At 67.3% G+C, this 26491-nt stretch carries 25 protein-coding genes and 2 pseudogenes; 21 read left to right on the top strand and 6 right to left on the bottom strand.

Going from position 1 to position 26491, the window contains the following annotated elements; translation table 11 throughout:
- The first annotated feature begins 4 nt into the window (after nt 1-4).
- The 10 genes from ACAD63_RS08215 (at nt 5) to ACAD63_RS08170 (ending at nt 9424) form a co-directional block, all read left to right on the top strand.
- Nucleotides 5-460: a hypothetical protein gene (locus ACAD63_RS08215; RefSeq protein ID WP_434033751.1), complete on the top strand. Its 456-nt coding sequence runs from the start codon at nt 5-7 to the stop codon at nt 458-460.
- Nucleotides 457-1209 carry a GntR family transcriptional regulator gene (locus ACAD63_RS08210; protein WP_434033750.1) on the top strand — a complete coding sequence of 251 codons (753 nt, stop codon included), beginning with the start codon at nt 457-459 and terminating at the stop codon, nt 1207-1209. The genes ACAD63_RS08215 and ACAD63_RS08210 overlap by 4 nt, the downstream gene beginning before the upstream one ends.
- Before the next feature lie 11 nt (nt 1210-1220).
- Nucleotides 1221-1622 (top strand): RidA family protein, encoded by a 402-nt coding sequence (locus ACAD63_RS08205; RefSeq protein ID WP_434033749.1) that lies wholly within the window; start codon nt 1221-1223, stop codon nt 1620-1622.
- A gap of 5 nt (nt 1623-1627) precedes the next feature.
- On the top strand, nt 1628-2632 hold the full coding sequence (locus tag ACAD63_RS08200; RefSeq protein ID WP_133096394.1) for an amidohydrolase family protein: 1005 nt from the start codon (nt 1628-1630) through the stop codon (nt 2630-2632).
- A gap of 1 nt (nt 2633) precedes the next feature.
- Nucleotides 2634-3872 (top strand): Rieske 2Fe-2S domain-containing protein, encoded by a 1239-nt coding sequence (locus ACAD63_RS08195; protein ID WP_133096395.1) that lies wholly within the window; start codon nt 2634-2636, stop codon nt 3870-3872.
- A gap of 46 nt (nt 3873-3918) precedes the next feature.
- Nucleotides 3919-4905: a tripartite tricarboxylate transporter substrate-binding protein gene (locus ACAD63_RS08190; RefSeq protein WP_434033748.1), complete on the top strand. Its 987-nt coding sequence runs from the start codon at nt 3919-3921 to the stop codon at nt 4903-4905.
- 34 nt (nt 4906-4939) lie between these two features.
- On the top strand, nt 4940-5908 hold the full coding sequence (locus tag ACAD63_RS08185) for a PDR/VanB family oxidoreductase (RefSeq protein ID WP_434033747.1): 969 nt from the start codon (nt 4940-4942) through the stop codon (nt 5906-5908).
- 67 nt (nt 5909-5975) lie between these two features.
- Complete coding sequence (locus tag ACAD63_RS08180; protein WP_133096398.1) at nt 5976-6782, top strand: crotonase/enoyl-CoA hydratase family protein; 807 nt, start codon at nt 5976-5978, stop codon at nt 6780-6782.
- A 4-nt stretch (nt 6783-6786) separates the two neighbouring features.
- Nucleotides 6787-8157 (top strand): 3-hydroxyacyl-CoA dehydrogenase, encoded by a 1371-nt coding sequence (locus ACAD63_RS08175; RefSeq protein WP_195427595.1) that lies wholly within the window; start codon nt 6787-6789, stop codon nt 8155-8157.
- Between the two features lie 199 nt (nt 8158-8356).
- Nucleotides 8357-9424 (top strand): porin, encoded by a 1068-nt coding sequence (locus ACAD63_RS08170; protein WP_135705432.1) that lies wholly within the window; start codon nt 8357-8359, stop codon nt 9422-9424.
- 20 nt (nt 9425-9444) lie between these two features.
- Here ACAD63_RS08170 and ACAD63_RS08165 read toward each other — a convergent pair whose 3' ends face one another.
- From ACAD63_RS08165 to ACAD63_RS08145, 5 genes and pseudogenes are all read right to left on the bottom strand, one after another.
- Nucleotides 9445-10245: a GntR family transcriptional regulator gene (locus tag ACAD63_RS08165; RefSeq protein ID WP_135705433.1), complete on the bottom strand. Its 801-nt coding sequence runs from the start codon at nt 10243-10245 to the stop codon at nt 9445-9447.
- 156 nt (nt 10246-10401) lie between these two features.
- A complete protein-coding gene (locus ACAD63_RS08160; RefSeq protein WP_135705434.1) occupies nt 10402-10782 on the bottom strand; it encodes a hypothetical protein in 381 nt (126 codons plus the stop codon).
- A 314-nt stretch (nt 10783-11096) separates the two neighbouring features.
- Entirely contained in the window at nt 11097-12200 is a 1104-nt protein-coding gene (locus ACAD63_RS08155; RefSeq protein ID WP_434033746.1) for a mandelate racemase/muconate lactonizing enzyme family protein, read from the bottom strand.
- 117 nt (nt 12201-12317) lie between these two features.
- A pseudogene (locus ACAD63_RS08150) lies at nt 12318-13107 on the bottom strand (1,6-dihydroxycyclohexa-2,4-diene-1-carboxylate dehydrogenase).
- Between the two features lie 15 nt (nt 13108-13122).
- Nucleotides 13123-13221: pseudogene (locus ACAD63_RS08145) on the bottom strand (benzoate 1,2-dioxygenase small subunit); the annotation flags it as partial.
- 123 nt (nt 13222-13344) lie between these two features.
- Between ACAD63_RS08145 and ACAD63_RS08140 the strand changes: the two are divergent.
- The 3 genes from ACAD63_RS08140 to pcaD are packed head-to-tail and all read left to right on the top strand — an operon-like array spanning nt 13345 to nt 15592.
- A complete protein-coding gene (locus tag ACAD63_RS08140; protein ID WP_133096404.1) occupies nt 13345-14484 on the top strand; it encodes a muconate/chloromuconate family cycloisomerase in 1140 nt (379 codons plus the stop codon).
- Between the two features lie 32 nt (nt 14485-14516).
- Nucleotides 14517-14795: a muconolactone Delta-isomerase gene (gene catC / locus ACAD63_RS08135; protein ID WP_029048466.1), complete on the top strand. Its 279-nt coding sequence runs from the start codon at nt 14517-14519 to the stop codon at nt 14793-14795.
- A 14-nt stretch (nt 14796-14809) separates the two neighbouring features.
- Nucleotides 14810-15592, top strand: a complete 783-nt coding sequence (gene pcaD / locus ACAD63_RS08130; protein ID WP_434033745.1) for a 3-oxoadipate enol-lactonase — start codon at nt 14810-14812, stop codon at nt 15590-15592.
- 27 nt (nt 15593-15619) lie between these two features.
- On the opposite strand, the gene ACAD63_RS08125 is transcribed toward pcaD, so the two are convergent.
- Nucleotides 15620-17029 (bottom strand): PLP-dependent aminotransferase family protein, encoded by a 1410-nt coding sequence (locus ACAD63_RS08125; protein WP_240745879.1) that lies wholly within the window; start codon nt 17027-17029, stop codon nt 15620-15622.
- Between the two features lie 151 nt (nt 17030-17180).
- Between ACAD63_RS08125 and cyoA the strand changes: the two genes are divergently transcribed.
- The 8 genes from cyoA (at nt 17181) to ACAD63_RS08085 (ending at nt 26472) form a co-directional block, all read left to right on the top strand.
- Nucleotides 17181-18191 carry a ubiquinol oxidase subunit II gene (cyoA, locus tag ACAD63_RS08120; RefSeq protein ID WP_135705439.1) on the top strand — a complete coding sequence of 337 codons (1011 nt, stop codon included), beginning with the start codon at nt 17181-17183 and terminating at the stop codon, nt 18189-18191.
- Nucleotide 18192: 1 nt separating this feature from the next.
- Nucleotides 18193-20169: a cytochrome o ubiquinol oxidase subunit I gene (gene cyoB / locus ACAD63_RS08115; RefSeq protein ID WP_135705440.1), complete on the top strand. Its 1977-nt coding sequence runs from the start codon at nt 18193-18195 to the stop codon at nt 20167-20169.
- Nucleotides 20170-20172: 3 nt separating this feature from the next.
- A complete protein-coding gene (gene cyoC, locus ACAD63_RS08110) occupies nt 20173-20817 on the top strand; it encodes a cytochrome o ubiquinol oxidase subunit III (RefSeq protein ID WP_133096409.1) in 645 nt (214 codons plus the stop codon).
- Entirely contained in the window at nt 20814-21191 is a 378-nt protein-coding gene (gene cyoD / locus ACAD63_RS08105; RefSeq protein ID WP_133096410.1) for a cytochrome o ubiquinol oxidase subunit IV, read from the top strand. Before cyoC ends, cyoD begins: the two co-directional genes overlap by 4 nt.
- A 25-nt stretch (nt 21192-21216) precedes the next feature.
- Nucleotides 21217-22944, top strand: a complete 1728-nt coding sequence (locus ACAD63_RS08100; protein WP_135705441.1) for a nitrite/sulfite reductase — start codon at nt 21217-21219, stop codon at nt 22942-22944.
- A gap of 29 nt (nt 22945-22973) precedes the next feature.
- A complete protein-coding gene (locus tag ACAD63_RS08095) occupies nt 22974-23219 on the top strand; it encodes a hypothetical protein (protein WP_133096412.1) in 246 nt (81 codons plus the stop codon).
- Nucleotides 23220-23400: 181 nt separating this feature from the next.
- The gene (locus ACAD63_RS08090; protein WP_434033744.1) at nt 23401-24387 is read left to right on the top strand and encodes a Bug family tripartite tricarboxylate transporter substrate binding protein; all 987 of its coding nucleotides are present in this window, start codon (nt 23401-23403) and stop codon (nt 24385-24387) included.
- A gap of 318 nt (nt 24388-24705) precedes the next feature.
- Nucleotides 24706-26472: an ABC transporter ATP-binding protein/permease gene (locus ACAD63_RS08085; protein WP_133096414.1), complete on the top strand. Its 1767-nt coding sequence runs from the start codon at nt 24706-24708 to the stop codon at nt 26470-26472.
- The last annotated feature ends 19 nt before the right edge of the window (nt 26473-26491 follow it).

Raw genomic sequence — 26491 nt, 5'->3', positions numbered from 1 at the left:
CCAGTTGGATGGTGCGACCCGGGCCATACAGGCCCCACGCAGCCATGGTTGGTTCGTGACCGGGTTGGTTGAATTCATTCTGGCATACCAGAAGACCAATTTCAACACACCACATAAATTTCTTGGCATTCACCGATCGGTGTTTTCCCTAGGCGGAGATTGCGTACCCAAGCGCGGCGCGGCGCTGAAGGCACTGCTTCCGGGCCGCTTCCGCAGCAACAGATTAGGACGCGCTTTCCGCACCAGCAAAGGCTTTGCTGCGAATTCCGAGCCGGAGCAACAGCTTGCCGCGGAGGCGACGGCATGCATCGATGGGCCCGAAACCAGCACTTTGCCAGCGGCGTATCAGCCTCAACCTAACTGGATGCCTGAAATCTCTGTTTGCATACCACAAATCATGTGTTGTATATTTTTTCGCATACAGAGCTGGCTTCGCCCCGACAGAAAGAAACGCCGATGACTCCGCACACTCCTCACCCGCACACGCCCGCCCCGACGGCAGGCACCGGCGCTGCTGACGCCCCGGCACGTGCCGGCCTGGCCAACGACATCCGGGCCACGCTCGAGGATGAGATCGAGAAGGGTGTGCTGCCGCCCGGCGCGCTGCTGGACGAGCGCGCGCTGGCAGACCGCTTCGGCGTGTCGCGCACGCCGGTGCGCGAGGCGCTGCAGCAGCTGGCCGCGCGCGAGCTGGTATGCATGTCGCCGCGCCAGGGCGCCACGGTGGCGCGCATGTCGATCGCCAGGGTGCGGGCGATGCTCGAGTACGTGGGAGAACTGGAGGCGCTGAGCGCCAGGCTGGCCGCGCGGCGCATCGACGAAACCGTGCAGGCGGCGCTGGACGAGGGTCTGCGCTGCTGCCAGGCGGCCGCCGACAGCGGCGACGCCGCCGGCTACGCGGCCGCCAACGTGGTGTTCCACGAGGCCATCTATGCCGGCAGCCGCAACGACTTCCTGGCCGACCACATCCGCCACGCGCGCCGGCGCCTGCAGCGCTACCGCACGCGCGACTTCATCAGCCCGGCGCAGATCGCCAGGTCGCTGCACGACCACCAGCAGATCGCCCGCGCCATCCAGGCCGGCGACGAAACCCAGGCCGGCAAGGCGATGCTGCTGCACGTGCCGGCCGGCACCACCGGCTTTTCCGAATTCCTGGCCACCGTGCCCCGCCATTTCTTCGACGGCGACCACGGCGCCGACATCTCCTGACAGAGGACTCCATGACCCGCCCGCCTCGCTCACTCGATGTTCCCGGCCTCGCGCACAAGGCTCCGATCCCGGTCGGCGCGCGCGTGGGCAACCTGATCTGCACGTCGGCGATCGCCGGCAAGGATGCGCGCACCGGCGAGCTGCCGCCAGACGCCGCCGCGCAGGCCGCGCTCGCCTTCCACAACCTGCAGGGCGTGCTCGATGCCGGCGGTGCCTCGCTCGCCGATGTGCTCAAGCTCACCGTGTACGTGAAGGACGACAGCGTGCGCGATGCCATCAACGGCGCATGGCTGCGCTGCTTCCCGGACCCGCGCGACCGCCCCGCGCGGCACATCGTCGTGCACGACCTCCAGCACGGCATGTTGCTGCAACTCGAATGCCTGGCCGTGGTGGCCAGCGATACCCAAGGCTGAAACCCATGATCATCGATTCCCACGCCCACATCGTCATGCCCCCCGAAAGCTTCCGCTACATGGCGGAACTGGTCGGCGGCCGCGCCAACCCCTCGACCACGCCGCGCATCCCCGATGAATCGGTGCGCAAGGTCGCCGAGGAGCTGGTGCGCAGCATGGACAACGTCGGCACCGACGTGCAGTTCATCTCGCCACGCCCCTACCTGCAGATGCATTCGGTCAAGCCCGGCCGCGTCACGGAACTGTGGTCGCGCCACTGCAACGACCTGATCGCGCGCTTCGTCGAGCTGTTCCCCGACCGCTTCCGCGGCGTGGCGGGCCTGCCCCAGTACATGGACGAATCGCCGGCGCTGCGCGCGGTGCCCGAGCTGGAACGCTGCGTCAAGGAACTGGGCTTTGTCGGCTGCCTGATCAATCCGGATCCCACCGAAGGCGAAGGCCCGACCCCGCCGGGGCTGGGCGACCCGTTCTGGCATCCGCTTTACGACGCCATGACGCGACTGGACGTGCCGGGCCTGATCCACTCCGCGGGCAGCTGCAGCGCGCGCGAGTCGTACACGCTGAAGTTCATCAACGAGGAAAGCATCGCCATCGTCTCGCTGCTGGGCGCCAAGGTGTTCGACAAGTACCCGGACCTGAAGATCGTGGTGGCACACGGCGGCGGCGCGATTCCCTACCAGATGGGCCGCTTCCGCGCGTGGAACGTGCGCAAGGGCGAAGCCACCAGTTTCGACGACCAGCTCAGGCACCTGTACTTCGACACCTGCAACTACTCGCGCGAGGCGATCGAGCTGCTGCTCAAGGTGGCCGGCACCGACAACGTGCTGTTTGGCACCGAGAAGCCCGGCACGGGTAGCGCGCGCGACCCGGTCTCGGGCCGCGACTTCGACGACATGAAGCCGGTGATCGAAAGCATCGACTGGCTGACCGAGGAACAGCGCCGCAATATCTTCGAGTGCAACTGCACCCGCCTCTACTCACGCGCCTTCCGCAAGGACGAGGAGTGCTGACATGGCAATGACCCGCGAAGACAACGACCTGCTCACCCGCGTCGAGGGCGGCGCGCCGATGGGCGAGATGATCCGCCAGCACTACTGGCTGCCGGCGGTGCCGTCGGCCAAGCTGGTGGCAGACGGCGCGCCGGTGCGCGTGCGCCTGCTGGGCAGCAACTATGCGGCCTTCCGCGCCACCGACGGCAGCGTGGGCGTGGTCGACGAATTGTGCCCGCACCGCAAGACCTCGTTGCTGATGGGCCGCAACGAAGACAACGGCCTGCGCTGCATCTTCCACGGCTGGAAGCTCAACACCCGCGGCGAGGTAGTGGAGGCGCCCAACCACACCGGCGAGCAGGCGCAGTTCTGCAAGCACGTGCGCGTCAACCGCTATGCGGTGGAGGAGCGCGGCGGCATCGTCTGGGTGTGGCTGGGCAAGGGCGAGCAAGCGCCGAAGTTCCCCGACCTGCCATTTACCACCCTGCCGGAAGACCAGCGCTCGGTCACCAGCCAGGAAGTGCCGACCAACTGGGTCCAAGGCGTGGAAGCCTCGATGGATTCTTCGCATGTCGGCGTGCTGCACGAGTCCACCACGCAGATCACCGCCGGCTCCGGCAACGAGCGCCTGCACATGACGCAGGCCCTGGCGCCGCGGCTGGAATTCGAGGACCGGCCCTACGGCTACCGTTATGCGGCCATCCGCCCCCTGGCCGACGACAAGGTCTATGCCCGCGTCAACAACTTCGTGATGCCGTGGTACGGGATCATCTGCGCCCCCGACGCGAAGGGTCCCGGCACGGTGTTCTTCTCGACGCCTGTCGACGACGTCACGCACCGCGCCTGGTTCGTCCACTTCAATCCGCACCGGCCGCTGGGCATGACGGTGATGTCGGCCACGCCGGACGTGTGGGACTTCCCGCCGCTGCCGCCGGGCGGCCCCGACAACAACTGGGGACAGAACCGCGACCTGATGCGGCGCGGCCACGCCACCGGCTTCCCGCAGCACCTGGGGACCGAAGACTTCGCCATGTTCCTGGGCCAGGGCCCGATCGCCGACCGCACCACCGAACAGTTGTGCTCGGCCGACGGCGCCGTGCTGCGCGTGCGCCAGGCGCTGCTGAAGTCCGTGCGCGAGTTCATGGCCGGCAAGACCCCCACGCTGGCGGACAGCCCCGAGCTCGACTACGCGCAAGCGGTATCGGTGGGCGGCGTGCTGCCCGCCGGCACGGACTGGCGCGTGCTGACCCAGGCGGGCTGAAGCGCGCCGGCACGGAAACCAAAGACAAAGAGAAACGGAGACAAGCATGACAAGCATGTGCCGACGCCGGCTGTTGCTGGCGGCCTGTGCCGCCATCGCCGCCCCAGCCGCCCCCGCGGCGGCGCATGCCGGCATGCAGGGCAAACCCGTGATCCGTATTCTGCTCGGGCTGCCGCCCGGCGGCGGCACCGACGCGATCGCCCGCTACTTCGCCGACCGGCTGCCCGCGCTACTGGACCAGCCCGTCATCATCGAAAGCCATGTCGGCGTGGGCGGCCGCATCGCGGCCGACATGCTGATGGCGGCCAGGCCCGACGGCCTGACCTACATGATCGCCCCCAACGCGACGCCGACCTTCCAGACCCTGGTGTTCGGCAAGCAGCTCAAGTGGGACCTGTGGCGCGACTTCGCGCCGGTGGCCGGGCTGGTGTCATACCCGCTGGGCATGGCCGTGCGCCCGGATACCGGCAAGAACGCGCAGGAGTTCATCCGCTGGGCCAAAAGCCATCCAGCCGAGGCCTTCGGCACGCCCGGGCTGGGCGGGCAGAACCACTTCCTCGGCATGCAGTTCGCGCGGGCGGCCGGCATCACGCTGACCGCGGCGCCCTACAAGGGTACCCCGCCGATGATCACCGACCTGGTGGGCGGCCATGTGCCCGCGGCCGTCACGCTGCTGGACGACATGATGAAGTACCACCGCAGCGGCAAGGTCCGCGTGATCGGCATCTTCAGCCCGAAGCGCTCGCCGCTGGCGCCCGAGATCCCGACCATGGCCGAGCAAGGCGTGAACATGCCGTTCGCCGAAGGCTGGACCGCGATGTGGGCGCCCGCCCGGACCCCGCCGGCCGAACTTGAGCGCATGCAGCAAGCCCTGCGCAAGATCCTGTCCGCACCCGGGACCGCGACGTTCCTGATGCAGCGCCTGTCGGTCGTGCCCGACTACCTCAACGCCGCGGACATGGCCCGCCGGCAGCGCGCCGAACTGGCGACGTGGGAACCCATCATCAGGTCGTCCGGCTTCCGCCCGGAATGACAGCGTTCCGACAGGAAGAACCGAAGGAAGCACCATGAGCAATTCCGAAACACTGCAGGTGAGGGTCAAGTCCATGGCCTGGGAGGCCGACGGCATCCTGAGCTACGAACTGTGGCCCGAGCCGCCGCGCAAGGCGCTGCCGCCGTTCTCGGCCGGCTCCCATGTCGACGTGCACCTGCCCAATGGCCTGATCCGCAACTACTCGCTGCTCAACGCGCCGCACGAGCGGCACCGCTACGTGATCGGCGTGAACAAGGACCCGAACAGCCGCGGCGGCTCGCGCTACCTGCACGAGGTGCTGCGCCCCGGCGATACGCTGGCGATCAGCGCCCCACGCAACAACTTCCCGCTCGAGGAGTCGGCCGCGCTGAGTGTGTTTATCGCGGGCGGCATCGGCATTACGCCGATCCTCGGCATGATCCGCCGCCTGCAGGCGCTCGGCCGGCACTGGCAGCTGCACTACGCAGCGCGCACGCGCCGCAATGCCGGCTTCCTCGACGCCGTGCAGGCGCTGCGCGATGACGCCAACGCCGAAGTGCAGCTGTGCTTCGACCGCGAGCCCGGCGGGCGCATGCTGGATATCGCCGGCGTCGTCCGTGCGCTGCCGGCCAGCGCCCATGTCTATTGCTGCGGCCCGCTGCCGATGCTGGAAGCGTTCGAGCAGGCCACTACCGGCCTGCCGCCCGCGCAGGTCCACCGCGAGTACTTCGCGGCGCGCGAGAGCGCCGCCACCGAGGGCGGCTTCACCGTCGAGCTGGCCCGCAGCGGCCGCAGCGTCGAAGTGCAGGCGGGCCAGACCATCCTGGACTGCCTGCTCGGCCAGGGCATCGAGCCGCCGTATTCGTGCCAGGAGGGCATCTGCGGCACCTGCGAGGTGCGCGTGCTCGACGGCGTGCCGGACCATCGCGACCTGGTGCTCAGCGAGGCGGACAAGGCCGCGAACCAACGCATGATGATCTGCTGCTCCGGCGCCAGGAGCCGCAAGCTGGTGCTGGACCTGTGACCGCCCCCATCCACTGATCGAATGAACGAACGAGCGATATCCGCTCCTGCCAACTGGAACTCCCATTATGAGCACTGAACTGGTTACCTATGAACTCGACGGGCCGGTCGCGCTGATCGGCCTCAACCGCCCCGACAAGCGCAACGCCATCAACGAAGACGTGGTGTGGGCGCTGCGCGATGCCGTGGTGCGCGCCGGCGAAGAAGCCAGCGTCGGCGTGCTGTTTGGCCATGGCAGCAACTTCTGCGCGGGCCTGGACCTGAAGGAAGCGCTGGCGCGCGCGGCCGGCGCCCTCGCCAACGCCCCGCGGCCACGCAAGCGCCAGCGGCATTCCTGGCACACCGTGTTCGACATCATCGCGCGCGGTCCCATTCCGTTCGTGGCCGCACTGCATGGCGCGGTGGTCGGCGGCGGGCTGGAGCTGGCCACCGCGGCGCACGTGCGCGTGGCGGATGAATCCGCCTTCTTCGGCCTGCCCGAAGGCCAGCGCGGCATCTTTGTCGGCGGTGGCGGAACGGTGCGCGTGCAGCGCGTGGTGGGCTACACCGTGATGGCCGACATGATGCTGACCGGCCGCCTGCTGTCGGCGGCCGAGGGCGAGCGCGAGCACATCGTGCGCTACGTTGTGCCGGCCGGGCAGGCGCTGGACAAGGCGCGCGAGCTGGCCGCCAGGATCGCCCGCAATACGCCCGACACCAACTGGCGCATCACCAATGTGCTGCCGCGCATCAACGACCTGTCGCATGACGACGGCCTGTTCATGGAGTACCTGAACTCGAACATGGAGCGTTCCCCCGAAACCGCCGAGCGGCTGCGCGAATTCGTCGAAGGGCGGGCCCAGCCGCTGGTCTCCCCGGCAGGCAAACAGGACTGAGGCCATGACAAACCCCACCCCTGCCCTTGCCGGCAACGCCGTGACCCAGCCGGAACGCGACGCCGCCGAGACCCACATCCGCCTGGCGCAGGCGGAAGCCTCCAGGATTCCCGACATTGCGGCGGAACTGCCGCTGCGCCCGGTAGAACACGTGGCCGTGATCGGCGCCGGCACCATGGGCGGCGGCATCGCCATGGCGCTTGCCAATGCCGGCATTCCCGTGACGGTGATCGATGCCGAGCCTGCCGCGCTGGAGCGTGGCCTGCAGCGCGTGCGCGACAACTATGCGGGCAGCGTCGCGCGCGGCCGGCTGCAGCAGGCGCAGATGGACGAGCGGCTGGCGCGGATCCGCGGCTCGGTCGAGCTCGCCGACGTGGCACGAGCCGACCTGATCGTGGAAGCCGTGTTCGAAGACATGGCGCTCAAGCAGGACATCTTCCGCAAGCTCGATGCGCTGGCCAAGCCCGGTGCGATCCTGGCCACCAATACCTCGGGGCTGGATGTGGACGCCATCGCCGCGGTCACGCAGCGGCCGCAGGATGTGGTCGGCGCGCATTTCTTCAGCCCGGCCCATGTCATGCGTTTGCTTGAGGTCGTGCGCGCGCAGCAGACTGCGCCGGACGTGATCGCGACGCTGATGGAGCTGGGACGCCGCCTGGGCAAGGTCTCGGTGCTCGCCCGCGTCTATCCGGGCTTTATCGGCAACGCGCTGTTCCGCAACTACACGCGCGAGGCGCACTTCCTGCTGGAGGAAGGCGCGCTGCCGCATGAAGTCGACCAGGCGCTGACACGCTTCGGCTATGCGATGGGGATCTTCGCCGTGCATGACATGGCCGGCAACGACGTGGGCTACCAGACCCGCAAGGCGCAGCTGGCCACCCGCCCCACCGACCGGCGCTGGAACGACCTGATCCTGAAGCTGACCGAGATGGGACGCCTGGGCCAAAAGTCCGGTGCGGGCTGGTATCGCTACGAACAAGGCAGCCGCACGCCGCAACGCGACCCGGCGGTCGAGCAGTTTATCGTCGACGAATCCGCCAGGCTGGGCATCGCGCGCCAGCCGGTTGACGAGGAAGAGATCCTTAAGCGCTGCCTGTACGGCATGATCAATGAAGGCGCGAAACTGCTCGAACAGGGCGTTGCGCTGCGCGCGAGCGATATCGACATCGTGTACGTGACCGGCTACGGCTTCCCGGCGCACCGCGGCGGACCGATGTACCTGGCGGACCAGCTGGGACTGGCCAGCGTCTGCGCGGATATCGAGCGCTTCCATGCCCGCCATGGCTACTGGTGGACCCCGTCCCCGCTGCTTCAACGCCTGGCGCGCGAAGGCCGTCGCTTCGCTGACCTCGAGCCGGGCCTCGTGCCGGCCTGAGTTTTCCACCCCTCGCCACCCCGACACCGTCCGATGCGTCCGATGGATTGCAGCCCTGCCTGGGCTGCGCCTCGGGCGCGGGTCCGTGCCGCCGGAAAACGCCGTTTCCGGCCATTTTGTTCATGCCGTTGATGCAATGGCACCCCGGTGCAGCGGCGGGATCAGCCGCGCAATCCGTTCATCCTGGAGGAGAAAAGCAATGAAAAAAAGCACCATCGGCATCGCGTGCGCCCTGGCCGGCCTGGCCGGCACGGCGCAAGCTTCGGTCACGCTGTACGGCGTGGTCGATGCCAACATCGAGTACAGCAACAACAACCTCGCGACGGGGCAGCCGGACGGCAAGTCAAAGGTAGCGCTCAGCTCAGGCGGCCTGTCGCCGAGCCGCTGGGGCCTGCGCGGGGTGGAAGACCTGGGCGGCGGCAAGCAGGCGATCTACGCGCTGGAAAGCGGCTTCAGCGTCGACACCGGCATTTCCACGCAGGGCGGCCGGCTGTTCGGGCGCCAGGCCTGGGTCGGACTCGCGGCCGGCGGGCACAAGCTGACCTTCGGCCGGCAATACTCGTCGCTGTTCCTGACCATGGCCAACTACTCGCCCACCGCGTATGCGACCCTGTACGAACCGGTGACCACCATCGCCGGCGCCGGGCTGCGCCAGGACAATATGGCGAAGTACCACGGCGACTTCGGCCCGCTGTCCACGGAACTGCACTGGAGTTTTGGCGAGCAGCCGGGCTCGATGACGGGATCCGCGGGCTACGGTGCCGGCGTGGACTACCGCATCGGATCGTTCGGCATTGCGGCGGCCTATGACAATGTGAACAGCGCGAAGGTGGCGGGCGACTACCAGCGGACGCAGAAGGCAGCACTGGGCCTGCGCTACCAGGTCACGCCGCAGTTGCTGGCCCAGGCCGCGTACCGCTACGGCAAGAACGATGTCGCGACGCCCGGCGCCATCGGGCGCGACGACCTCTGGTGGTTCGCCCTCAATTTCCAGGCCACTCCGGCGCTGCAGCTGACCGGCGCGGTCTACTACGACAACCTCAGGTCGGTCTATGGCGCCGCGGGCGATCCGGCCAACCCGTGGCAGGTCACGATGATCGCCGACTACAGCTTGTCCAAGCGCACCGACGTCTACCTCAGCGCAGCCTTCACCAAGAACGCGGCGCTCAACTTCGAGAACTTCAACGGGGCCACGGCGGCCTACCGGATCGCGCCCAGCGAGGACAGCCAGTTCGGCGTCGCCGCCGGCATACGGCACCGCTTCTGAGCGGCGGCGAGGCGCGTCAGTCAGGCCGTGCTGACGCGGCCCGGCATGCGCCGGGCGCGCGGCCTGGCTTCGCCCTCGTCTTCCGTCGCGGCGCGCCGGCCTCGCTTGCCGGCGGTCGCGGGCGCCATGCCGGCGGCCGGTCCGCTGTCGGTTTCGAGGTAGCTCATCGGCAGCGTCGACAGGAACTCCGAGAACCCGGTGGTGCCGACCGGCGCATGTTCCAGCATGGCCGCATGCGCCGCGGCCTCGTCGCCGCTCAGGATGGCATCGGCCAGGCGCTGGTGGTCCGCGAGCGCACGCTGGCGCTGGCCCTGGGTCAGGAAGATCTTCGGCCGGTAGCGCTGCATCAGCCGGCGGATGCCCTGGATCTGCTCGACCAGGTATTCGTTGTGGCTGCCGGCGTAGACCAGGTCATGAAAGCCGGCATTGGCCTCGGCGAATTTCTTGCCGTCTTCCTGGGAGAACGCCTCGGCGCACTGCTGCATGCTGGCCTTGAGCTGGAGGCGTTGCTCGTCGTCCATGCGGCGCGCGGCGAGCTTGGCGGCAACCGCTTCCAGCTCGCCAAGCAGTTCCAGCGTTTCCCGCAACTGTGTGATCGACATGCGCGAGACAAAGACCCCTACGCGCGGGGCGATGCGCACGAGATTCTGCACGGCGAGTTGCTGCAGCGCCTCCCGCACCGGCGTGCGCGATACGCCGAAGCGCTCTGCCAGGCTGCGCTCGTCCAGCGGCGTACCGGGAGGCAACGCACCGCTTTCGATCTCGGCCTCGATGGCCGCCCGGATCTCGGCGGCCATGCTTTGCTTCTGCGGTTGGGTCATGGCGGGTCGTTGGTATTTGTGGCCCGGCAAAGGGCCAGGAAGTTGCGTTGAAGTATACCAAATGGACCCGCTGGCATTCCAGCCACAGCACGGCGCTTTGGGCCGTGATGGCTTCCCCTCACGCCAGTCTCGACACCGGTGCGCGCGGCGCCGCACTCAGAAGTTCGTCTCGATCGCCATCCTGGCGCCGTCCGGCACCTGGTTCGGAATCACCCGGTGGGCAAGGATCGCGTAGTCGCGGGCAGCCGCCACTGACGTCGGACTCACCAGCCGCTTCGGGCCGCCCAGCCAGGCGAAGTGATCCTTGCCGTCGTCGCTGCTGAACCAGGCAAAGTCGCCGATGCGGTCGAGGCCGCGCTTCACCATCTTCAGCAGCGCCAGGGCTTCCTCTGAAACGCCGAGGTGCCGTCCTGTGTCATGGATGACCGTGGCCAGGTTGCGGAGCTTGTCGGTCGAGGTGCCGTCGCCGTTTGCCGGGTCAGGCACCAGTTCGACGACCAGAATCCCTTTGTGCGCGGTGATGCGTGCTTGATGCATGGCTTCTCCCAACGGATGGATGTCCCCTGTCGGCCAGATGCAATCAACAAGCAAGTTTGCTGCCAGGCCGTGCGGGATGTGCAGCGTACCTGCCTCGCATGACATTTTTGGGTGTGCGGCGCGGGCATCGACGCCGGCGGCTAGCCAAGCCACTCGCGGACGCCGGTGTGGCGGAATGGGTGTAGTGTTGGTACCGGCCCTGCACTTCCCGGAGACCGTTGGGCCGCAGGCAACTTTGCCTGCGTTGGATTGCCGACGTCGCCAGCCCAGGACAGGCACGGAACTGGTGCACGCGCTGTTCGGGGTGATGCCTTTCATCCGACCCGGTAGCGCCGGATCACCTCCGGATCGGGATCGATGCCCAGACCCGGCCCGTCTGGCACCCGAATCATCCCGTCCCGCGGCACCACCGCATCGCCGAGCACCCGGGCCTCCATGTCGAAGTAGCGCCATTCGATCATGGCACGCGCATCGCCCAGCGCCGCCGTGGCATGGATGCTGGCCAGCAGCCCGGGGCCGTCGTAGAAGGTGTGGACCATCACCTGCGTGTTGTGCGCCTCGGCCAGCGCGAACACCTTGCGCAGCGGGCTGATGCCGCCCATCTTGGCCGGGCTCGGCTGGATGACGTCGACCGCGCCGGCGCCGAGCATCTGGTGGAAGTCCATCAGCGTCGAGGCGTTCTCGCCCGCCGCCACGGCAATGCCGCATTGCCGGCGCAACGCGGCCAGGCCGGCGTAGTTCTCCGGTGGCCACAGCGGCTCCTCGAGCCAGCGCAGCGACAGCGGCGCCAGCGCGCGCGCCATGTCGATGGCCTCGGCCAGCGACCACGGACAGTTCGCATCGAGCGTGATTTCGATATCGGGCCCGGCCGTCTCGCGCGCGGCCTGTACGACAGCGAGGTCGACCTCGTGCAGCTTGATGCTGCGGTAGCCGTCGGCGATCGCGCGCTGCGTGTTGGCCGCGATCGTCTCACGGTCGGCGTAGCGGATCAGGCTGGCATACGCCGGCAGTTGTTCCCGCCGCGTTCCGCCCAGCAGCCGGTACAGCGGCAGGCCGGCGGCCTTGCCACAGATGTCCCACAGCGCGATATCTAGCGCCGACAGCCCGTACATGATGGCGCCGCTGCGCCCGAAGACGTGGAACCGGCGCTGCAGGTCCAGGCTTAGCGCCTCGGGCTGCGTGGCATCCATGCCGAGGCACGCGGGCGCCAGCAGTTCGTCGAGCGCCGCCTTGACCATCGGGATGCCGATAAAGCCGAAGGTTTCGCCCCAGCCCACGATGCCGTCGTCCGTGGTCACCTTGACCAGCAGCGAATCGGCGGCCTGCAAACCCGCCCCGCCCCACACGCCGGCGGCGGAGACCCCGCCGACCGTGAATGGCACGCGCAGCACGATGGTGTCGATCGACGCAATCCGCATGGCTCGCCTCCCGTGGCCGCTGCAGCCCCCGAGGACCGGCTGCTGCATGGCTGCGTTCACTATAGGCGAGCGCGTGTTCTCCAGCCGCGCCGGACTGGCTGGCTCAACCGCTCGCGCTCAGCCCTGGTCGCCGCCACCGACCGGCAAGACCGTACCGGTGATGTAGGACGCTTCGTCCGATGCCAGGAACAGGATCACATGCACCTGTTCGTCGATCGTGCCATAGCGGTGCATCAGGCTGCTCTCGCGGGTCTGGTCGACGATGGCCTGGTACCCGCCCGCCTCCTGCTCGCTCTGCGCTTCGGTGTTGCGCGGAATCCTGCGCGGCGGCGCCTCGGTCCCGCCGGTGGCGATGGCGTTGACGCGGATGCCTTCGTGCGCGTGTTCGAAGGCCAGGCTGGCGGTCAGCGCATTGACGCCGCCCTTGGCCGCCGCATAAGGAACGCGGTGAATGCTGCGGGTGGCGATCGACGACACGTTGACGATCACGCCCTGCCGGCGCTCGACCATGCCCGGCAGCACCGCGCGGCAGCACCACAGCGTCGGAAACAGCGAGCGCCGGATCTCGGCTTCGACCTGGTCCTCTTCGTAGAACTGGTAGGGCTTGGCCCAGATCGTGCCGCCGACGTTGTTGACGAGGACGTCGATGCGGCCGTAGGCGGCTTCGGCGGCCTGCGCCATCTGCGTGGCGCCGGCAAACGTTTCCAGGTCGGCATGCACGGCGATGGCCTTGCCGCCGGCGGCAACGATCCCGGCGGCGACTTCATCGACCAGCGCCGAGCGGCGGCCAGCGCCACCGACGCGCCCTCTGCGGCGGCGGCCAGCGCCACGCCGCGGCCGATGCCCTGCGCGGCGCGGCGCCGGTGACGATCATTGCCTTCCCGGCGAATCGTGCGGAGCTTCTCATGTTGTTGCCCTCCTTCGTCACGCCGCGTTGCGGGTCGGTGACCAGCTTGCCGTCGTCGTCCCAGCACGGCATCCAGAACTTCACGTCCGGGTGGTAGCACTCGACCCAATCGTCCAAGGAATAAGGCGCCGTCTACAATCCATACTTTTGAGGTATCAAATCAGACGACAACGGTCTTGGACAGCTGAAAAATAGCCATCCATACTCCGATGCAACGTTCAACTGCATCAGGAAGGTATGAAAGTGGCGACACAATCCAGTTCCACGGCCATCGAGTCGATCGAGGCCATCCTGGTCGACCTGCCGACCATCCGCCCGCACCAGCTCGCCATGGCGACCATGCAGCGGCAGACCCTCGTGATCGTGCGCCTGCGCTGCGCCGACGGCGTGGAAGGCATCGGCGAGGCCACCACCATCGGCGGCCTGTCCTACGGCGATGAAAGCCCCGAGGGCATCAAGCTGACTATCGACACTTACCTGGCGCCGGCGTTGCTGGGGCAGGATGCCACCAACGTGCACGCCGCCATGGCGCGGCTGAACAAGGTGGCGCGCGGCAACCGCTTCGCCAAGTCGGCACTGGAGACCGCGCTGCTCGACGCGCAGGGCAAGCGCCTGGGCGTGCCGCTGGCGACGCTGCTGGGCGGCGCCGTGCGTGAAACGCTGCCGGTGCTGTGGACGCTGGCCAGCGGCGATACCGCGCGCGACATCGACGAGGCCGAGCGCCTGCTGGCCGAGCGCCGCCACGACACCTTCAAGCTCAAGATCGGCCGGCGCAGCGTGCGCGAGGACGTGGCCCATGTGTCGGCGATCAAGCGCGCGCTGGGCGACCGTGCCCGGGTCACCGTCGACGTCAACCAGGCCTGGAACGAAGCGGATGCCGCCACCGGCATCGCCATGCTGGAAGCCGCCGGCATCGACCTGATCGAGCAGCCCACGCCGCGCGAGCAGCGCGCCGCGCTGGCCCGGCTGGCGGCGCGCTTTATCGTGCCCATCATGGCCGACGAAGCCGTGTGCGGTCCCGAGGACGCGATGGAACTGGCCCGCCTCGGCGCCGCCGACGTGTTCGCGCTGAAGATCGCCAAGTCCGGCGGCATCTTCGGCATGTTGCGCACCGCCGCGGTCGGCGACGCGGCCGGCATCGCGCTGTATGGCGGCACTATGCTGGAAGGCAGCGTCGGCACCATCGCCGCGGCCCACGGCTTCGCCACGTTGCCGCAACTGGCGTGGGGCACCGAGCTGTTCGGCCCGCTGCTGCTGAAGGACGATATCGTGCTGGAGCGGCCGGTGTACCGCGACTTTGCGCTGCACCTGCCGCAAGGGCCCGGGCTGGGGATCGCGCTCGACGAAGACAAGCTGGCGCACTATCGTCGCGCCTGAAATCACCATCAGACTGGAACAAGGAGAACCCGATGCTGTATCTGGTACGAATGGACGTGAACCTGCCGCACGACATGCCCGCCGCGCAGGCCGACGAAATCAAGGCGCGCGAGAAGGCCTACGCGCAGGACCTGCAGCGCCAGGGCAAATGGCTGCACCTCTACCGCGTGGTCGGCGAGTATGCCAACTACAGCGTGTTCGACGTCGAGTCGAACGAGGCGCTGCACAACCTGCTGTCGGCCCTGCCGCTGTTCCCGTACATGAAAATCGCCGTCACGCCGCTGGCGCCGCATCCGTCTTCGATTCGCTGAGAGAGGCCGCCCTAATGAGCATTGCCACCCGTGACGGGCTGCGCCTGCACTACGAACTCCAGGGCCCGGCCGGCGCGCCGGCGCTGGTCATGTCCAACTCGCTCGGCACCAGCCTGTCGATGTGGGACCCGCAGATGCCGGCGCTGCTGGAGCGCTTCCGCGTGCTGCGCTACGACACGCGCGGCCACGGCGCCTCTGCCGTGCCTGACGCGCCGTTCGGCATGGCCGAACTGGGCGCCGACGTGCTGGCCGTGATGGACCATGCCGGCGTCGAACGCGCACATTTCTGCGGCCTGTCGATGGGCGGCATGACCGGCATCTGGCTGGCACGTCATCACCCCGGACGCTTCGGCCGCTTTGTGCTGGCCAACACCGCGGCGCTGATCGGCCCGGCTTCCGGCTGGAACACGCGCATCGAGCGCGTGCGGGCCGAAGGCATGGCGGCCATCGCCGAGGGCGTGCTGGCCCGCTGGTTCACCCCGGCGGCGCTCGCCGGCGATCCGGCGCGCATGGCACCGGTGCTGTCGATGCTCGCCTCGACCGATGCCGACGGCTATGTCGCCAATTGCGCCGCGGTGCGCGATGCCGACCTGCACGGCCTGCTGCCCGGCATCGATGCGCGCGTGCTGGTGATCGCCGGCGTCCAGGATGCCGCCACCACGCCGGAACAGGGGCGCGAGCTGGCTGAAGGCATTGCCAACGCCGATTACCTCGCGCTCAATGCGGCGCATCTGTCGAACTGGGAATTGCCGGCGGAGTTTTCCGACGCGGTGATCAACTTCGTTTCAGAGGCCTGATACCGGCGCTGCTTGCGCGAGGCTGGTTCACACCACCATCTCGACCCCAGACGCTGGCCGGCGCTCGAGCAATGCCGCCAGCTTCCTCAGAGCCAGCGACAGCTGCGCGTGATTGTCGACGCCGCCCAGCGAGATGCGGATGGCATTGGGCGCATTGGGCCCGTCCCAGAACGCGTCGGAAGGCGTGACCCGCAGGTCTTCCGCCAGCGCGGCCCGGGTGAGCTGCTGCGCCGACCACTGCGCGGGAAGGCGGTGCCAGACGTGGATGGCGCTGGGCGGCAGCTGGCCGATCCCGCTCAGCCATCGGCTTGCCAGCGCGCACCGCGCCAGCGCTTCGGTGCGGATGCCGTCGAGCAGCTGCATGGCCGAGCCGTCATGGATCCATTGCGTGGCCAGCGCCGCGGTCATCGGCGCGGCCATCAGCGCGAAGGCGCGCAGCGAAGCCAGCAGGTCGTCGCCACTCCTGCCCTCCGGCAACAGGACGTACGCGGTGCGCAGGCCCGGCGTGAGCGCCTTGGACAGCGTCGCGACGTAGCAGGTGCGCTCGGGCGCAAAGGTGGCGAGCGGCGGCGGTGCCGACGGCGTCAGCAGCCAGTACGGGTCGTCCTCCAGCAAGGCGATATCGCATCGGTGCGCGGCGCTGGCGATCTCTGCCCGGCGCGAGGCCGGCATGGTGTGCGTGGTCGGATTCTGCGCGGTCGGGTTGAGGTAGGCCAGCGTGGCGCCTGCGGCGCGGGCCGCGGCGAGCGCGTCGGGCAGCATCCCGTCCGCATCGCACGGTGCGACCACCACGCGCCGGCCCAGTTGCGCTGCCGCGGCGCGGATGCCCGGATAGGCCAGCGGCTCGGTCACGATTGCCTCGCCGGGCCGGGTCCAGCTCAGGATCACGGCGGCCAGCGCAGCCTGGGCGCCGGGGCACACCACCAGCCGCGCCGTGTCGACCTGCCCGAAGATCGGCGCAAGCCAGAGCGCCCCGGCCGCCCGGTCCGACGCACTGCCGCCGCCAAGCTGGTAGGTCATCAGCAGGTGCGGGTCGCTGCGCAGCAGGACCTGGTTCAGGCCGCGCCGCAACAGGTCCGGGAAATCCACGCCCGCCGGCGGCGGCGGCACGTTCATGCTCATGTCGACCACGCGCGCGAGTTCCGCACGCGGCGCGGCAATGAAGGTGCCGAGCGCGCCCCTCGCTTCGATCAGCTGTCTTCGCCGCGCCTCGTTATAGGCGCGCGTCACTGTCGTCAGGTCCACGCCGAGAGATTGCGCCAGGCTGCGCTGCGGCGGCACGCGGTCGCCGGCCACGAGGCGGCCCTCGCCGATTGCCCGCTCGATGAAGTCGACGATCTGCAGGTACCGGACCCCACCGGACGCAGTGATCCGCAGATCCCACTGGCCGGTGATCCGGGCAGCGCTTTCGCTATCTTGTATGGATTCTGTCCCCAAAACTTTCCTCGATGTATGGGTCTTGTCTTCGACTAGCATGCCAGACATTGTCGAGGGAATCCATACAAGCCCGCAGCCGCGGGCTGACGCAGCACTTGAATCGGAGCGCGTGGCCGGATGCCTTCGGTAATCCGTAACCAAGGTGTCCGACATGCTCAAACCTACCGCCGGGCTGGCAAACAAAGATCGACAAGGCCCGTTGCCCCACCCTTCCCCCAGCCTCAGCCCATCGCCCGCCCTGCCGCCCCGCATCGGCGCGTTGCTGCTGGCCGCCGGGCTGAGCGCCCTGCTCAGCGGCTGCAACCTCGAACTGCTCAATCCCAAGGGCAGCATCGGCGCACAGGAAAAATCGCTGATCCTGATCGCGTTGTTCGTCATGCTGATGGTCGTCATCCCGGTGATCTTCCTGACGCTGTGGTTTGCCTGGCGCTACCGCGAGAGCAACACGCGCGCGACCTACGCGCCCAAGTGGTCGCACTCGACCAAAATCGAGATCGTGGTGTGGGGCATCCCGTGCGTGATCGTGGCCTGCCTGGCCGTGCTGATCTGGGATTCGACGCACAAGCTCGACCCCTATCGGCCGCTGGAGTCCGAGGTCAGGCCGCTGCAGGTCGACGTCATCGCGCTGAACTGGAAATGGCTGTTCATCTATCCCGAATACGGCGTCGCCTCGGTGAACCAGCTTGCCATCCCGGTCGGCACGCCGGTCAACTTCCGGCTGACCGCGGAATCGATGATGAATGCGTTCTTCATTCCGCAGCTTGGCAGCATGGTCTACACCATGGCCGGCATGCAGACCCGCCTGCACCTGATCGCGGACACACCGGGCGTCTATCTCGGCCAGTCCGCGGCGTACAGTGGCGCGGGCTTCTCGGACATGCATTTCAAGACCCTGGCGACCTCGCGCGAGGACTTCGACGCGTGGATCAGCAAGGCGCGGGCCTCGGCCCGGACGCTTGACGCGAACACCTACAGCACACTGGAGCAGCCCAGCACCAGGGACCCCGTCGCGCTCTACGCATCGGTGACGCCGAAGCTGTTCGACCAGGTGGTTGACAAGTACATGCTGGCCAACGGCGCGATCTGCCGCGCGAACACCCCCGAATCACTGCAGGCCTTCCAACGCGTCCCGTCGGCGCTCCCCGGCCGCATGGAGCAATGACATGCTAGGAAAACTCAATCTCGAGGCCATCCCCTACCACGAGCCGATCATCATGGGGACGCTGGCCGTGGTGCTGGTGCTGGGCGCCGCGCTGCTCGGCGCGATCACCAGGTACGGCAAGTGGAAATACCTGTGGACCGAATGGATCTGCTCGGTCGACCACAAGAAGGTCGGCGTGATGTACATCATCCTGGCCCTTGTCATGCTGCTGCGCGGCTTCGCCGACGCGATCCTGATGCGCACGCAGCAGGCAGTCGCCTACGGCGATGCCGCCGGCTACCTGCCGCCGCACCACTACGACCAGATCTTTACCGCCCACGGCGTGATCATGATCTTCTACGTGGCCACGCCGCTGGTGGTGGGGCTGATGAACGTGATCGTGCCGCTGCAGATCGGCGCGCGCGACGTGGCCTTCCCGTTCGTCAACTCGCTGAGCTTCTGGCTGTCGGCCATGGGCGCGGTGCTGGTGATGCTGTCGATGTTCGTCGGCGACTTCGCCGCGACCGGCTGGGTCGCCTATCCGCCGTTGTCCGAGCTGGGCTACAGCCCGACCGTCGGCGTGGACTACTACATCTGGTCATTGCAGATATCCGGGCTCGGCACCACGCTGACCGGCATCAACTTCATCGTCACCATCCTGCGCATGCGCGCTCCGGGCCTGACCCTGATGAAGATGCCGGTGTTCACCTGGACCGCGCTGATCACCAACATCCTGATCGTCGCCATCTTTCCGGTGCTGACCGCCACGCTGGCCCTGCTCACCGCCGACCGCTACCTCGGCATGCACTTCTTCACCAACGAGCTGGGCGGCAACGCCATGATGTACGTGAACCTGATCTGGATCTGGGGGCACCCCGAGGTCTATGTGCTGATCCTGCCCGCGTTCGGCGCGTTCTCGGAAATCATCGCCACGTTCTCGCGCAAGCCCCTGTTCGGCTACAAGTCGATGGTCTATGCCACCTCGTCGATCGGCGTGCTGTCGTTCTTCGTCTGGCTGCACCACTTCTTCACCATGGGCTCGGGCGCCAACGTCAACGCCTTCTTCGGCATCATGACGTCGATCATCTCGATCCCCACCGGCGTGAAGCTGTTCAACTGGCTGTTCACCATGTACCGCGGCCGGATCCGCTTCCATACCTCGACCATGTGGACCATCGGCTTCATGGTGACGTTCGCGGTCGGCGGCATGACCGGCGTGCTGCTGGCGGTGCCGGGCGCCGACTTCGTGCTGCACAACAGCCTGTTCCTGGTGGCCCACTTCCATAACGTGATCATCGGCGGCGTGCTGTTCGGCTGCCTGGCGGCGATCAGCTTCTGGTTCCCGAAGGTGTTCGGCTTCAAGCTGAACGAGTTCTGGGGCAAGGTGTCGTTCTGGTGCTGGCTGACCGGCTTCTTCCTGGCCTTCATGCCGCTCTACGTGCTGGGCTTCAAGGGCATGACCCGCCGGATGAACCACTACGCCAACGTCGACTGGCATCCCTACCTGGTGGTGGCGATGATCGGCGCCTTCGTCATCGGCGCCGGCATCCTGGCGATGATCGTGCAACTGGCCGTCAGCATCCGCGACCGCAAGCAGAACCAGGACCTGACCGGCGACCCGTGGGACGGCCGCAGCCTGGAATGGTCGACCGCATCGCCGGCGCCGTTCTACAACTTCGCCCTGGTGCCGCACATCACCTCCCTGGAGCAGCACTGGGACGACAAGGAAGCCGGCCGCGCATGGCGCCAGCCGGCCCGCTACGAGGACATCCACATGCCACGCCCCACCGCGGCCGGCTTCCTCGTGTCAGTGTTCGGGCTGGTGTCCTGCTTCGCGCTGGTCTGGCACATGTGGCTGGTCGCCGTGGCCGGGCTGGTTGGCGCGATCGCAACCTTCGTGCGGCGCAGCTACGACCGCGATGTCGACTACTACGTCCCGGCCGCCGAAGTCGAGCGCATCGAGCGCGCCCGCTACGCCCAACTGCAGCAAGCTGCCTGAACCATGAACCCGACGCTATCCCCTACCCTGCACCATCCAGGCCCGCACGCCGCACATCCGGTGCCGCACGCCGCCGACCACGGCCATCACGATGCCGCCGCCCATACCACGCTGGGCTTCTGGCTCTACCTGATGAGCGACTGCCTGATCTTCGCGGTGCTGTTCGCAACCTTCGGCGTGCTGTCGGGCAACACGGCGGGCGGGCCGGGCGGGCAGCAACTGTTCGAGCTGCCGTTCGTGTTCACCGAGACCATGGTGCTGCTGCTCAGCAGCTACACCTTCGGCCTGGCCATGCTGCGGCAGGACGCGAATGCCGCGCCGCGCATGATCCGCTGGCTGGCGGCCACCTTCGTGCTGGGCGCCGTGTTCGTCGCGATGGAGGTCTACGAGTTCGCCCACCTGCTGCACCAGGGCGCCGGGCCCGGCGTAAGCGCCTACCTGTCGGCGTTTTTCACGCTGGTCGGCACCCACGGCCTGCACGTCACCGCGGGCCTGTGCTGGCTGGCGGTGATGATCCACCAGGTCCGGCGTTTCGGCCTCGATGACATCGTGCGCCGCCGGCTGGCGTGCCTGAGCCTGTTCTGGCACTTCCTGGACCTGGTCTGGATCTGCGTCTTTACCTTCGTCTACCTGCGGGAGTTCGCATGAAGCCGTCCCATCTTCACTCCGTCCATCCGGGTGAGCACCCCACCCACGGCAGCGTGCGCAGCTACACCATCGGCCTGCTGCTGTCGGTCGCGCTTACCGTGGCATCGTTTGCCTCGGTGATGACCGGCACGTTGCAAAGCCACGCCGCGATCGCGCTGGTTGTCGGCCTGTGCGTCGCGCAACTGCTGGTGCAGCTGGTGTACTTCCTGCACCTGGGCACCGGTCCCGGCCAGCGCGGCAATACCGCCATCTTCGCCTGTACCGGCTTCCTGATCGTCATCGTCGTCGCCGGCTCGCTGTGGGTGATGCACAACGCCGACCTCAACATGATGCCGACCGACATGTCCATCGAACGGGCACGGGCAAAAGACTAGCGCTACGCGCAAGGAGACCTTCATCATGTATGTCTATGACGAGATCGACCAGAGGCTGGTCGACGAGCGGGTCGTGCAGTTCACCGACCAGACCCGCCGCTTCCTGGACGGCGAGCTCGACGAGGAAGAGTTCCGCGTGCTGCGGCTGCAGAATGGCCTGTATATCCAGCGCCATGCCCCGATGCTGCGCGTGGCCATCCCCTACGGCATGCTGGCGTCAAGGCAGCTGCGCAAGCTGGCCGGGATCGCGCGCCGCTGGGACCGCGGCTACGGGCACTTCAGCACGCGGCAGAACCTGCAGTTCAACTGGCCGCGCCTGGAAGACGCGCCTGCCATCCTGGCGGAACTCGCCACGGTGCAGATGCATGCCATCCAGACCAGCGGCAACTGCATCCGCAACACCACCACCGACCACTTTGCCGGCATCGCGCCCGACGAGCTGGTGAACCCGCTGGTGTGGTGCGAGATCGTGCGGCAATGGTCGATGCTGCACCCCGAGTTCGCCTACCTGCCGCGCAAGTTCAAGATCGCGATCAGCGGCGCCACCACCGACCGGGCCGCGGTCGGCGTCCACGATATCGGGCTGCAGGCGGTCGAGGAAGACGGCCAGGTCGGATTTCGCGTGTGGGTCGGGGGCGGCATGGGGCGCACGCCCATGGTCGGCAAGCTGATCAACCCCTTTGTCGCCTGGCAGGACCTGCTGACCTACCTGCAGGCCACGCTGCGCGTCTACAACCTGCATGGCAGGCGCGACAACAAGTACAAGGCGCGCATCAAGATCCTGGTGAAGGATCTCACGCCGGAAGTATTTCGCGAACAGGTCGCGGAGCAGTGGCAGCGCATCCGGGGTGGCCCGGATACCGTCACCGAAGACTTCGTCGCGTCGGTGGCCGCGCGCTTCACGGTGCCGCCTTATGACCCCGCCGCGGCACAGGATGCCGATGAAAGCGTCGATGAAAGCGCCGAACTCGCGCGAACCGACCGCGCATTCCGGCTCTGGCTGCGCAGCAACGTCCATCCGCACCGCGTACCGGGCTACGCCGCGGTGACCGCATCGCTCAAGGCCACCGGCCGCGCGCCCGGCGACATTACCGCCGACCAGATGGAGCTGATGGCCGACCTCGCCGAGCGCCACGGCTTTGGCGAGTTGCGGGTCTCGCACGAACAGAACCTGATCCTCGCCGACGTGCGGCGCAGCGGCCTGCCCGCGCTGTGGCGCGCGCTGGATGCGGCCGGCCTCGCCACGCCCAACGTCGGCAGGATCACTAATATCATCGCCTGCCCCGGCGGCGATTTCTGCTCGCTCGCCAACGCCGTGTCGATACCGCTGGCCCAGGCGATCCAGGAACGGTTCGAAGACCTCGACCACGTGCACGACATCGGCGAGCTCGACCTGAACATCTCGGGCTGCATCAACTCCTGCGGGCACCACCATGTCGGCCATATCGGCATCCTCGGTGTCGACAAGGCGGGTGAAGCCTGGTACCAGGTCACCATCGGCGGGCGGCAGAACGGCGCAGACAGCCAGGACAGCCACGGCGCCGGCGGCGGCGCGGCGATCGGCCGCATCATCGGCCCGTCGTTCGCGCAGGAGCAGGTGCCGGACGTGGTCGAGCGGCTGATCGGCACCTACCTCGCGCACCGCGACAGCGAAGCCGAGCGCTTCGTCGATGTGGTCGCGCGGATCGGCCTCGAGCCGTTCCAGGCGGCCGTGTACCCGGACGGCAGCAAGCGCGGCGCGGCGGTGCGTTAGCGATCATGGATCCACGTTGAGGATGACCGATGTTTGCCCGATCTTTGCCGTGCACCTGCGCCAGCCCCGACGACCTGTGGTCTGCCATCGCCGGCCTCTCCGCCGAGCAGCTGCATACGATCATCGATACCGCCAGTGCATCGCCTGAACCGACGATGGACCTCAATGCCTTCAGGCGCCGCCTTCTTGGCATGTTCGGCAATGTCGCGGGCTTCGCACCGGCGCCGCCGCCGGAATCGGTTCTGCGCGAACTGTGGGAGAAATACCGGGCCTGAAAGAAGACCGCGCGCCACTCAGTGCCCGACCGCTTATCGCACACTGACTTCACGGAAAGCGCCCTACCGCAGCCTCTTGGCACGTACCCGCTTCGACCGCTCCGGCATAATCACCCGGCGGAATCACCGCTGGAACCCGCCGCAAAGGCGGGAGGAAAATTTGCCAAAGCAGGAGACGTAGTTGAGCATTTCGAATCGCGCGGCGCGCAGCGCACGACTGGTGACGCTCGCCATCACGAGTGTCGTTTTCGGCCATGCAGCATTGGCGGCCGATGCCTGGCCGACCAGGCCGATCAAGGTCATCGTTCCCTATACCCCCGGCGGGTCCACCGACACGGTATCCCGGGTCGTGTTCGAAAAGGTCTCGCAAAGCCTCGGGCAGCCCATCATCATCGAGAACAAGCCGGGCGCGAACAGCACGCTTGGCGTTGGCGTGGCCGCGCGCTCGGCGGCGGACGGCTATACCTTTGTCTCGGTTCTCGCGGCCTACAGCGCCAACATGTCGCTGTATTCCAAGCTGAGCTACAAGCCTTCGGACCTCGTGCCGGTGGCGGAGATGGCGGAGCTGCCGCTGTTCCTGTTCGCGAGCAAGAAGGTGCCCGCGAAGACTGTTGCCGAACTGGTCGACTATGGCAAGAAGCATCCCAACACGCTGACATTCGGCTCGAGCGGCGTGGGTAGCTCGGCGCACCTGACGGGCGAGCGGCTGGCGATGGAGTCCAAGGTCAAGATGACCCACGTGCCGTACAACGGCAGCGCACCGATCCTGCCGGCGCTCGTTTCCGGCGAGGTGTCGGTCGCATTCGATCCGCTGCTGGTGCCGATGCCGCACGTGAAGTCGGGCAAGATCAATGTGCTGGCCGTCGCCTCGGCCAAGCGCTGGCCGGGCGAGCCGAATATCCCGACCATGGAAGAGTCGGGCTTCCCGGGCTTCGTGATGAGTTCCTGGACCGGCCTGCTGGCGCCTGCCGGCACGCCCGCGCCTGTGGTTGACCGCATGGCAAAGGAAATCGCCGCGGCAACGCGCAGCCCCGAAGTGGCCAGGAGGCTGACCGACCTGGGCTTCGTGCCGGTAGGCGGTTCCTCCGAGGAATTCCGCAAGGTGATCGAGCGCGACATCGCTCGCTATGGCCAGATCGTCAAGGCGGGAAAGATTACCCTCGACTGAGGCCGGCGCTGCGGCCGCGACCGGCGGGCACGCCCCGCCGCCGCAGCCGCGCCTGAAACTGCAGGTACCTTTGAAAAAGCTTGCAGGGTTCGCCTATAGCGGCTCGGTCACCCTCCAGCCGCAACCTGGTTCGACGTTGCCGCCAACACCGCACACCGCGCGCGGGCACGAAAAAAACGAGGGCCGGGCGGATGATTTCTGGTCAGGCGTGGATATTGCTGGCCTATATTTCATCCAGAGATTCTCCTGCTGGTCCGCTTCGTTGCAGCACGACGAATGTGCGTGGCGGCGGGGAATCCGTCTGCGCTGGAGAGTCAGATGAGCGTCGTGCCCGAGCCAAGGATTGCCGGCACCACTTCGGCCCGCAAGAAACGTCCGGGCGTCCCCACGCGCCACGTGTGGACCCGTTACTGGGCCATTGCCCGCCCCTACTGGTTTTCGCGTGAGCGATGGAAGGCGTCCGGCCTGCTGCTCCTGCTGATCCTGCTGCTGCTCGGCCAGACGCAGGCCGAAGTCTGGATCAACGAACAGACCGGCGAATTCACTTCGGCCCTGGCGGCGCAAGATGCCGACCGCTTCTGGGGCTCGATCCAGAAGTGCCTCTATATCCTGCTCGGCGCCGTTCCCATCTATTCCTCCTACTACTTCCTGCGCAACAAGCTGGGCCTGCTGTGGCGACGATGGCTCACCCGTCACTACCTCGACGGGTACTTCAGGGACCGGACCTATTACAAGCTCAACGCCAACGCGGCGATCGACAATCCGGACCAGCGCATCACCGAAGACATCAACACCTTTACCAAGCAATCGCTGTATTTCCTGTCGATCGGCATCGGCGCGCTGCTGCAGCTGATCGCCTTCAGCGCCGTGCTGTGGTCGATTTCCCAGATGCTGGTCTACTTCCTGGTGGTCTACGCCATCGCCGGGAGTTTCGTCTCGATGTACTTCTTCGGGCGCGTGCTGATCGGGTTGAATTTCTTCCAGCTCAAGCGCGAGGCGGATTTCCGCTTCAGCCTGATCCGTGTGCGCGAGAACGCCGAATCGATCGCCTTCTACCGCGGCGAGGCGCTGGAATCGTCGCATGTCAGCGGCCGCTTCGAGCAGGCCTTCCGCAACTTCGACAAGCTCATCAAGTGGCAGCTCAGCCTGAACACGTTCCAGTACGGCTACGGCTTCCTGACCATCCTGCTGCCCAGCGCCATCGTCGCCTCGCATGTGCTGTCCGGTGAAATGGAGGTCGGGCGCGCGATCCAGGCTGCGGGGGCGTTCGCCGCAGTGTTGAATGCGCTGACGGTGATTGTCGACAACTTCGAAGAGCTGGCCCGCTTTGTCGCCGGGCTGGACCGGCTGGATACCTTCGCCAGCACGCTGGCCGACACGCCGGCCAAACCGGACAAACTCGCCGAGCCGGCGCACAAGATCGAGTCCGTGCAGGACTCGCGCCTGTCGCTGCTGCATGTGACGCTGCACACGCCGAACCTGGAACGCACGCTGGTGCGCGACCTGACGGTGTCGGCCGATCCCGGCGAAGGGCTGCTGATCGTCGGCGCCAGCGGCGGCGGCAAGAGCTCGCTGATGCGCGCCATCGCCGGTTTGTGGACCAGCGGCACCGGCTGCATCATGCGCCCCAGGCCGCAGGACATGCTGTTCCTGCCACAGCACCCGTACATGGTGGTCGGCAGCCTGCGCGGCCAGCTGCTCTACCCCAACCACATCGGGCAGCACATCGCCGACGACGAGCTGATCCGGCTGCTCGAGCTGGTGAATCTTGGCGGCATTGTCGACCGCTTCGGCGGCCTCGATACCGAAGTGGACTGGGGCAAGGTGCTGTCGCTGGGCGAGCAGCAGCGGCTGACGATCGGGCGCGTGCTGCTGTCGCGGCCCCGCTATGTGATGCTTGACGAGGCCACCAGCGCGCTCGATATCGCCAACGAGGAAGGCATGTACCGGTTGCTGGCCGGCATGGACGCGACGCTGGTCAGCGTCAGCCACCGCCCCTCGCTGCTCAAGTACCACCACCAGGTGCTGGAACTCGATGGCGCCGGCGGCTGGAAAGTGAATCCAAGCCGGGGCTACCGCTTCTGATCCGCTGGCGGATTGCGCA

Source organism: Cupriavidus sp. a3 (assembly GCF_051015765.1).
In the GTDB taxonomy this organism is placed as follows: domain Bacteria; phylum Pseudomonadota; class Gammaproteobacteria; order Burkholderiales; family Burkholderiaceae; genus Cupriavidus; species Cupriavidus oxalaticus_A.
The sequence above is the reverse complement of the archived record's forward strand: the minus strand, read 5'-3'. Positions and strand labels throughout refer to the sequence as shown.

Bases quoted from the DNA above. Each gene is read 5' to 3' on its own strand.
- ACAD63_RS08210 (WP_434033750.1), top strand. From the start codon at position 457: ATGACTCCGCACACTCCTCACCCGCACACGCCCGCCCCGACGGCAGGC.
- ACAD63_RS08205 (WP_434033749.1), top strand. From the start codon at position 1,221: ATGACCCGCCCGCCTCGCTCACTCGATGTTCCCGGCCTCGCGCACAAG.
- ACAD63_RS08200 (WP_133096394.1), top strand. From the start codon at position 1,628: ATGATCATCGATTCCCACGCCCACATCGTCATGCCCCCCGAAAGCTTC.
- ACAD63_RS08195 (WP_133096395.1), top strand. From the start codon at position 2,634: ATGGCAATGACCCGCGAAGACAACGACCTGCTCACCCGCGTCGAGGGC.
- ACAD63_RS08190 (WP_434033748.1), top strand. From the start codon at position 3,919: ATGACAAGCATGTGCCGACGCCGGCTGTTGCTGGCGGCCTGTGCCGCC.
- ACAD63_RS08185 (WP_434033747.1), top strand. From the start codon at position 4,940: ATGAGCAATTCCGAAACACTGCAGGTGAGGGTCAAGTCCATGGCCTGG.
- ACAD63_RS08180 (WP_133096398.1), top strand. From the start codon at position 5,976: ATGAGCACTGAACTGGTTACCTATGAACTCGACGGGCCGGTCGCGCTG.
- ACAD63_RS08175 (WP_195427595.1), top strand. From the start codon at position 6,787: ATGACAAACCCCACCCCTGCCCTTGCCGGCAACGCCGTGACCCAGCCG.
- ACAD63_RS08170 (WP_135705432.1), top strand. From the start codon at position 8,357: ATGAAAAAAAGCACCATCGGCATCGCGTGCGCCCTGGCCGGCCTGGCC.
- ACAD63_RS08165 (WP_135705433.1), bottom strand. From the start codon at position 10,245: ATGACCCAACCGCAGAAGCAAAGCATGGCCGCCGAGATCCGGGCGGCC.
- ACAD63_RS08160 (WP_135705434.1), bottom strand. From the start codon at position 10,782: ATGCATCAAGCACGCATCACCGCGCACAAAGGGATTCTGGTCGTCGAA.
- ACAD63_RS08155 (WP_434033746.1), bottom strand. From the start codon at position 12,200: ATGCGGATTGCGTCGATCGACACCATCGTGCTGCGCGTGCCATTCACG.
- ACAD63_RS08140 (WP_133096404.1), top strand. From the start codon at position 13,345: ATGAAAGTGGCGACACAATCCAGTTCCACGGCCATCGAGTCGATCGAG.
- catC (WP_029048466.1), top strand. From the start codon at position 14,517: ATGCTGTATCTGGTACGAATGGACGTGAACCTGCCGCACGACATGCCC.
- pcaD (WP_434033745.1), top strand. From the start codon at position 14,810: ATGAGCATTGCCACCCGTGACGGGCTGCGCCTGCACTACGAACTCCAG.
- cyoA (WP_135705439.1), top strand. From the start codon at position 17,181: ATGCTCAAACCTACCGCCGGGCTGGCAAACAAAGATCGACAAGGCCCG.
- cyoB (WP_135705440.1), top strand. From the start codon at position 18,193: ATGCTAGGAAAACTCAATCTCGAGGCCATCCCCTACCACGAGCCGATC.
- cyoC (WP_133096409.1), top strand. From the start codon at position 20,173: ATGAACCCGACGCTATCCCCTACCCTGCACCATCCAGGCCCGCACGCC.
- cyoD (WP_133096410.1), top strand. From the start codon at position 20,814: ATGAAGCCGTCCCATCTTCACTCCGTCCATCCGGGTGAGCACCCCACC.
- ACAD63_RS08100 (WP_135705441.1), top strand. From the start codon at position 21,217: ATGTATGTCTATGACGAGATCGACCAGAGGCTGGTCGACGAGCGGGTC.
- ACAD63_RS08095 (WP_133096412.1), top strand. From the start codon at position 22,974: ATGTTTGCCCGATCTTTGCCGTGCACCTGCGCCAGCCCCGACGACCTG.
- ACAD63_RS08085 (WP_133096414.1), top strand. From the start codon at position 24,706: ATGAGCGTCGTGCCCGAGCCAAGGATTGCCGGCACCACTTCGGCCCGC.